Annotated in this window: 4 protein-coding genes; 3 read left to right on the top strand and 1 reads right to left on the bottom strand. The window is 65.8% G+C overall.

All coding sequences use genetic code 11. The features are described 5' to 3' along the window. A partial coding sequence (locus tag EPN98_RS15715) for a hypothetical protein (RefSeq protein WP_293363856.1) occupies nt 1-166 on the bottom strand: 166 nt, incomplete at its 3' end. A 304-nt stretch (nt 167-470) separates the two neighbouring features. Here EPN98_RS15715 and EPN98_RS15720 point away from each other — a divergent pair. From EPN98_RS15720 to atpA, 3 genes are all read left to right on the top strand, one after another. Then, the gene (locus EPN98_RS15720; protein WP_293363853.1) at nt 471-812 is read left to right on the top strand and encodes a hypothetical protein; all 342 of its coding nucleotides are present in this window, start codon (nt 471-473) and stop codon (nt 810-812) included. 312 nt (nt 813-1,124) lie between these two features. Next, entirely contained in the window at nt 1,125-1,679 is a 555-nt protein-coding gene (locus EPN98_RS15725; protein WP_293363854.1) for a F0F1 ATP synthase subunit delta, read from the top strand. Nucleotides 1,680-1,683: 4 nt separating this feature from the next. Further along, nucleotides 1,684-2,645, top strand: a 962-nt coding sequence (atpA, locus tag EPN98_RS15730) for a F0F1 ATP synthase subunit alpha (protein WP_293363855.1), incomplete at its 3' end; no start/stop codon positions are given.

Below are 2,645 nucleotides of genomic sequence, written 5' to 3' on the forward strand. Positions count from 1 at the left end.
TGGCCTCGTCCAGCGACGAGATGTCGGGCAGGCCCGGCGCGAACACCGCGAAGAACGCGACCATGAAGGTCACGCCCCAGACGGCGAGCACCAGCATCCAGTAGATCAGACCCTGCAGGGGGGTGCGCTTCGGGCGCCCACGTCCCGGCGGCTGCGCGTTGGCCATGGAGTTAGGGTGTCCTACCGATCAGTCGCCGCCCGCGAGGGGCGCTATAGCCCACGTCAACGGAACGCCAAACATGATTGACGAGAGGTGAACGGCGGCTGGCGGAAGCGCCGAGCTGGTCTGCATCCATGCATAGCGGCGCTGCGGTTTTGGGGGTTGCGGAGTCGATCTTAACACCGTTATCTTAGCAATGCTCAGTTCGACGCGCGCCAAGGGGGGGGATACCCGAGGCGGCCAAACGCGGCGAGCAGGGCCGGTACTCAAATCCTTGACGCCGACAACTCCCCGAACGCTGGAGGGCTCCTTGAAGCTCCAAATTCTTGCGGCCTGCGCCGCCCTCGTCACCCTTTCCGCCGGCCAGGCCTTCGCCGCCGACACCATTACCGCCAAGCTCTCGGCCCCGGTCGAGAAGACCAAGTTCATCGCCGGCGGCGCCATGTTCAACTGCGAAGGCGACACCTGCACCGCCCTCGCGCCGACCTCGCAGACCTTCGCCACGTCCACCTGCAAGACCATCGCCGACAAGGTTGGCGTGGTGCAGGCGTTCGCCGGCCGCAAGTCGCTCGCCGAGGACAAGCTCGCCGACTGCAATGCGAAGGCCGTGGCCAAGGCCAACGGGGCCACGCAGCTCGCCAAGGAACAGTAGGCCTACCAAGTCTCCCAGCAGCTCTGTCGAGCTTCTGTCATGCCTGGGCCGTCGGGAAACCGACGGCCCTTTTTTTGCGCCGACGCGTCCAGCCGCCGCACCGCATCTTCAATTTCGCCTCGGTTCCCCCAGCGGAACCCCGGTCCCACTCGGTTGCGGCGCACAACATCGCATGCTAGTAGGCGCGCGGCTTTGGGCCGGGGGCAATTTCGAGCGTCCGGACCGATGTGCTTTTTTCAAGCGCTTTCAAGCCTTTAGTCGCAGCGGATCGGTCCGTTTGCGGCACGTGAAACGCGACCCGGGCGGATAATAGTGGCGGACGACTCCTCTCTGTCGAATGTGGGCTCAAGATACGCACAAGCCCTGTTCGATCTGGCCAGTGACCAGAAGCAAGTGGCGGCGGTCGAGGCCGACCTGAAATCCCTGAAGGCCGCGATCGCGGACTCGAAGGATCTGCGCACCCTGCTGGGTTCGCCGACCTTCAGCGCCGAGGACAAGGCCAAGGGCCTGGTCGGCATTGGCGCCAAGGGCAAGTTCAACATGACGACGCTGAAGTTCCTGGGCCTGTTGGCCTCGAACGGGCGCGCCGCAGCCCTGCCCGCTGTCATCGAAGGCTTCGCCAAGTTGTCGGCCGCCGCGCGCGGCGCCGTCTCGGCCGAAGTGGTCACGGCAGCCCCGCTTTCGCCCACCCAGGCCAAGGGCGTCGCCGCGGCGCTCCGCCAGGCCCTGGGCAAGGACCCCGAAATCACGACCCGCGTCGATCCGGCCCTCCTGGGCGGGATCAAGGTGAAGGTCGGCTCCCGCCTCTTCGATGCTTCGCTGAAGTCGAAGCTCGACTCCCTGAAATTCGCCCTCAAGAGAGCGTAAGAATATGGACATCCGCGCCGCCGAGATTTCGGCCATTCTCAAGTCGCAGATCGCCAATTTCGGCGAAGAAGCTGACGTCTCCGACGTCGGTTCGGTTCTGAGCGTCGGCGACGGCATCGCCCGCGTCTACGGCCTCGACAACGTGCAAGCCGGTGAAATGGTGGAATTCCCCTCCGCCGGCGTGAAGGGCATGGCCCTGAACCTCGAGCGCGACAACGTCGGCGTCGTGATCTTCGGCGAAGACCGCGCCATCAAGGAAGGCGACGAAGTCCGCCGCCTGGGCGAAATCGTGGACGTGCCGGTCGGTCGTGGCCTGCTGGGCCGCGTCGTGAACCCGCTGGGCGAGCCGATCGACGGCAAGGGCCCGATCACCAACGTGGCCGAACGTCGCCGCGTGGACGTGAAGGCCCCGGGCATCATCCCGCGGAAGTCGGTGCATGAACCCGTGCAGACCGGCCTGAAGGCGATCGACAGCCTGATCCCGGTCGGTCGCGGCCAGCGCGAACTGATCATTGGCGACCGCCAGACCGGCAAGACCGCCGTGGCGATCGACACGATCCTGAACCAGAAGTCGATCAACGCCGGCGACGACGAGAGCGCCAAGCTCTACTGCATCTACGTCGCCATCGGCCAGAAGCGCTCGACCGTGGCCCAGATCGTCAAGACGCTCGAGGAGCGCGGCGCCCTGGACTACACCATCGTCGTGTCGGCCACGGCCTCCGAGCCGGCGCCGCTGCAGTTCCTGGCCCCGTTCGCGGGTTGCGCCATGGGCGAGTGGTTCCGCGACAACGGCATGCACGCCGTCATCATCTACGACGACCTTTCCAAGCAGGCCGTGGCCTATCGCCAGATGTCGCTGCTGCTGCGCCGTCCGCCGGGCCGCGAAGCCTATCCGGGCGACGTGTTCTATCTGCACAGCCGTCTGCTTGAGCGCGCGGCGAAGCTGAATGACGACAACAAGGGCGG

Source organism: Phenylobacterium sp. (assembly GCF_004299445.1).
GTDB lineage: Bacteria > Pseudomonadota > Alphaproteobacteria > Caulobacterales > Caulobacteraceae > Phenylobacterium.